The following is a 4141-nucleotide window of genomic DNA, read 5'->3' as shown; positions in this document are numbered from 1 at the left end:
TGGCCGCCGGCCGAACGAGGCCGAGCGGCGCGTAGCGCGGCGCAGGCAGGGAGGGCCGGCCACAGCGGTACCATCGACCGCGGCCGTAGCCGGCCGGTGAGCCCCTCGAATCAGAGAGCCTTGATGATTTCCTCGGTCATCTTCTTCGCATCACCGAGCAGCATCAGCGTGTTGTCGCGGTAGAAGAGCTCGTTGTCGATGCCGGCGTAGCCGGAGGCGAGCGAGCGCTTCACGAACAGCACGGTCTTGGCCTTGTCGACGTCGAGCACCGGCATGCCGAAGATCGGGCTCTTGGGATCGTTCCGGGCAGCGGGGTTGGTGATGTCGTTGGCGCCGATGACGTAGACCACGTCGGTGAGGGCGAAGCCGCGGTTGATCTCCTCGAGCTCGGCGACGTCGTCGTAGGGGACGTTGGCCTCGGCGAGGAGCACGTTCATGTGGCCGGGCATGCGCCCGGCGACCGGATGGATGGCGAAGCGGACCTTGGCGCCGTGCTTCTTGAGCTCGTCGGTGAGCTCGCGCACCGCGTGCTTGGCCTGCGCCACCGCCATCCCGTAGCCGGGGACGATGATCACCGAGCTGGCGTTCTTCATGATGAAGGCCGCGTCCTCGGCGCCGCCGGTCTTCACCGGGCGCTGCTCGGTCTTGCCCGCGGCGGCCGTCGCGCCGCCGGCCTCGCCGCCGAAGCCGCCGAAGATGACGTTGAAGATCGAGCGGTTCATCGCCTTGCACATGATGTAGCTGAGGATCGCGCCCGACGAGCCGACCAGCGCGCCGGTGATGATCAGCGCGAGATTGCCCAGCGTGAAGCCGATGCCCGCCGCCGCCCAGCCGGAATAGGAATTCAGCATGGAGACGACGACCGGCATGTCGGCGCCGCCGATCGGGATGATGAGCGTCACGCCCAGCGTGAAGGACACGAGGATCAGCAGGAACAGCCAGAAACCGCTCTCCGTGCCGACGAACAGGGCGATCAGCGTCACCAGCGCCACGCCGAGCCCGATGTTGATCACATGCCGGTTAGGCAGCAAAATCGGCTTGCCGCTCATGCGTTCCGAAAGCTTCAGAAACGCGATGATCGAGCCGGTGAAGGTGATCGCGCCGATCGCGGCGCCGAGCGACATTTCGAAGAGGCTTCCCCCTTCGATATGGCCCGGCGCGCCGATGCCGAAGGCGTGCGGCGCGAAAAAGGCGCTGCCCGCGACGAGCACGGCGGCGAGACCGACGAGCGAATGGAAGAAGGCGACGAGCTCCGGCATCGCCGTCATCGGCACCTTCTGCGCCACATAGGCGCCGACGCCGCCGCCCGCCCCCGCGCCGATCAGGATCAGCACGAAGCCGAAGAGCGGCGGCAGATGCAGCAGCAGGGTCGTCGCCACGGCGACCGCCATGCCGATCATGCCGTAGCGATTGCCCTGGCGCGAGGTCGCCGGGGAGGACAGGCCGCGCAGCGCCAGAATGAACAGGACGCCGGCGCCGAGATAAAGGAGGGCTGCGAGATTCGCGCTCATGGCGGTCAGCCCTTCTTTTTATACATGGCGAGCATGCGTTCGGTGACGAGGAAGCCGCCGAAGATGTTCACGCAGGCCAGCATGAGCGCGATGAAGCCGAACCAGCGCGCCCAGCCGGCGCCCTCGTCCGAAACGCTCGCCGCCTCGACGCCCACGGAGAGCAGCGCGCCCACGACGATGACGGAGGAAATGGCGTTGGTGACGGACATCAGCGGCGTATGCAGCGCCGGCGTCACCGACCAAACGACGTAATAGCCGACGAAAACCGCGAGCGCGAAAATCGCGAGGCGGAACACGACGGGATCAATGGCGCCGCCCCCCAACCCGTGCGAGGTCACGGCCGCCGCCGTCTGCGCGATCTCCTCGGAATAATGCTGCGCCTGATCCGCGAGCTGGCGCGCGGCCTCGGCGGCGTTGCGCGCCTTTTCAAGCAATTGCTGTGTAGAGTCGGTCATTGTTCGACGCCCTCTCTCAAGTGTCTTCGGTTCAGGCTTTTTTGAAACGTTCGTCGATGACGGCGCCGTCGCGCGTCAGCGCGGTGGCCTTGACGAGTTCGTCGTCCCAATTGATGGCAAGCTGTTTCGTCTCCTTCGAGACCAGCGTCTCGACGAAGGCGAGCAGATTGCGCGCGTAAAGGCTCGAGGCCGTCGAGGCCATGCGGCCGGGCAGATTGAGCGCGCCGACGATCTTCACGCCATTCTCGATCGCGGTCTCGCCGGGGCGGGTCAATTCGCAGTTGCCGCCCCGCTCGGCGGCGAGATCGACGATGACCGAGCCCGCCCGCATCGAGCGCACCATGTCGGCCGAGATCAGCCGGGGCGCCGGGCGGCCGGGAATGAGCGCCGTGGTGATGACGATGTCCTGCTTGGCGATATGGCTGGCGGTGAGCTCCGCCTGCGCGGCCTGATACTCCTTCGACATCTCCTTGGCGTAGCCGCCCGCCGTCTGCGCCTGCTGGAACTCCTCGTTCTCGACCGCCAGAAATTTCGCGCCGAGCGATTCGACCTGCTCCTTGGTGGCGGGGCGCACGTCGGTCGCCGTGACGATGGCGCCGAGACGGCGCGCCGTGGCGATGGCCTGAAGGCCCGCGACGCCGACGCCCATGATGAAGACCTTGGCGGCCGGCACGGTTCCGGCGGCGGTCATCATCATGGGAAAGGAGCGGCCATATTCCGCCGCCGCGTCGATCACCGCGCGATAGCCCGCGATGTTCGCCTGCGAGGAGAGAACGTCCATGGATTGCGCGCGGGTGATGCGCGGCATGAACTCCATGGCGAAGGCGGTCGCGCCCGTCTGGGCGAGGCTGGCGAGCGCCGCTTCATGGCCGAACGGGTCCATGATGGAGATGACGGCGAGGCCCGGTTTGGCGCCGGCGAGTTCGGACGCCGCGGGGCGGCGCACCCGCAGGAGAATGTCAGCGTCGGCCAGAGCGGAGGCGGCGTCGGGCGCAACCCTGGCGCCGGCGGCGGCGTAATCAGCGTCGGAGACGCCCGCCCCGGCGCCGGCCCCGGACTGAACCGAGACCTCCGCGCCGAGACCAGCGAATTTCTTGATCGTTTCCGGCGTGGCCGCGACACGCGGCTCGGCTGTGTCCGTTTCGGCCGTTACGGCAATGCGCATGACGAACTCCGGTTTTGAAAAGATCGAAACCGTCGCCGTCATGGTCGCCCCTGACGGCTCGGCGTGAGGGGCGTTTGGCGTTTAGCGCGCGAAGAGCAGGAACAGGGCGCCCAGCGTTGCCGCAGAGGCCGCCGCGGAGAATTTCAGCAGCCAGAGGAACCCGTTGTAGGTTTTCATGTGCTCGGACCAGTCCGCGTCTGTCGACGCCGACCCGCGATTGCTCGCCATCGGAAGACTCCCAGATCTCTCAAGTGTGAGGCGCGAGCGGAACGGCCGCGCCGGGCGAATGGTAGCCGAGCGAGAGAGATCGGGCAACGGCCCAAGCCGCGCGTTTTCGTCGCTGATTTTCGTGCGTTCGGGCGAAGGAGGGGGGCTCGCAGATGCAAAAAGCCCCGGGGTTTCCCCCGGGGCTCGCATGCAGAACGGCTGGGCCGGACTTAGAAGTCCATGCCGCCCATGCCGCCGCCCGGCATCGCCGGCGCGGTTTCCTTCTTCGGCTGCTCGGTGATCGTCGCCTCGGTGGTGATGATCAGACCGGCGATCGAGGCGGCGTCCTGCAGCGCGGTGCGCACGACCTTGGTCGGGTCGATGATGCCGAGCTTGATCAGATCGCCGAACTCGCCCTTCTGGGCGTCGAAGCCGAAGCCGTAGTCGGTCGACTCGAGCAGCTTGCCGACAACCACCGCGCCGTCGCCGCCAGCGTTGTCGACGATCTGGCGCGCCGGAGCCTGAATGGCCTTGCGCACGATCTCGACGCCCGTCTGCTGGTCGGAGTTGGCGACCTTGACGCCCGAGAGCGCCTTGATGGCGCGCAGCAGCGCGACGCCGCCGCCGGGCGAAACGCCTTCTTCAACCGCCGCGCGGGTGGCGTTGAGGGCGTCGTCGACGCGGTCCTTCTTCTCCTTGACCTCGACTTCCGTCGCGCCGCCGACGCGGATCACCGCGACGCCGCCCGCGAGCTTGGCGAGACGCTCCTGGAGCTTCTCACGGTCGTAGTCGGAGGTCGTCTC

Annotated in this window: 5 protein-coding genes; all 5 read right to left on the bottom strand. The window is 67.3% G+C overall.

The annotated features are described in order from the left end of the window. Positions 1–110 precede the first annotated feature (110 nt). Positions 111–1511: an NAD(P)(+) transhydrogenase (Re/Si-specific) subunit beta gene (locus tag ACR652_RS19940; protein ID WP_434508218.1), complete on the bottom strand. Its 1401-nt coding sequence runs from the start codon at positions 1509–1511 to the stop codon at positions 111–113. A 5-nt stretch (positions 1512–1516) separates the two neighbouring features. Then, the gene (locus ACR652_RS19935; RefSeq protein WP_434508217.1) at positions 1517–1966 is read right to left on the bottom strand and encodes an NAD(P) transhydrogenase subunit alpha; all 450 of its coding nucleotides are present in this window, start codon (positions 1964–1966) and stop codon (positions 1517–1519) included. A gap of 31 nt (positions 1967–1997) precedes the next feature. Next, positions 1998–3131: a Re/Si-specific NAD(P)(+) transhydrogenase subunit alpha gene (locus tag ACR652_RS19930; protein WP_434508219.1), complete on the bottom strand. Its 1134-nt coding sequence runs from the start codon at positions 3129–3131 to the stop codon at positions 1998–2000. 81 nt (positions 3132–3212) lie between these two features. Further along, complete coding sequence (locus ACR652_RS19925) at positions 3213–3359, bottom strand: aa3-type cytochrome c oxidase subunit IV (protein ID WP_434508216.1); 147 nt, start codon at positions 3357–3359, stop codon at positions 3213–3215. Positions 3360–3568: 209 nt separating this feature from the next. Continuing rightward, positions 3569–4141: TCP-1/cpn60 chaperonin family protein (locus ACR652_RS19920; RefSeq protein WP_434508215.1), on the bottom strand; the 573-nt coding region annotated here is incomplete at its 5' end.

It is taken from the genome of Methylocystis sp., assembly GCF_051061225.1.
In the GTDB taxonomy this organism is placed as follows: domain Bacteria; phylum Pseudomonadota; class Alphaproteobacteria; order Rhizobiales; family Beijerinckiaceae; genus Methylocystis.
Note: the sequence above shows the minus strand (reverse complement) of the source record. Positions and strands in the feature narration are given on the sequence as shown.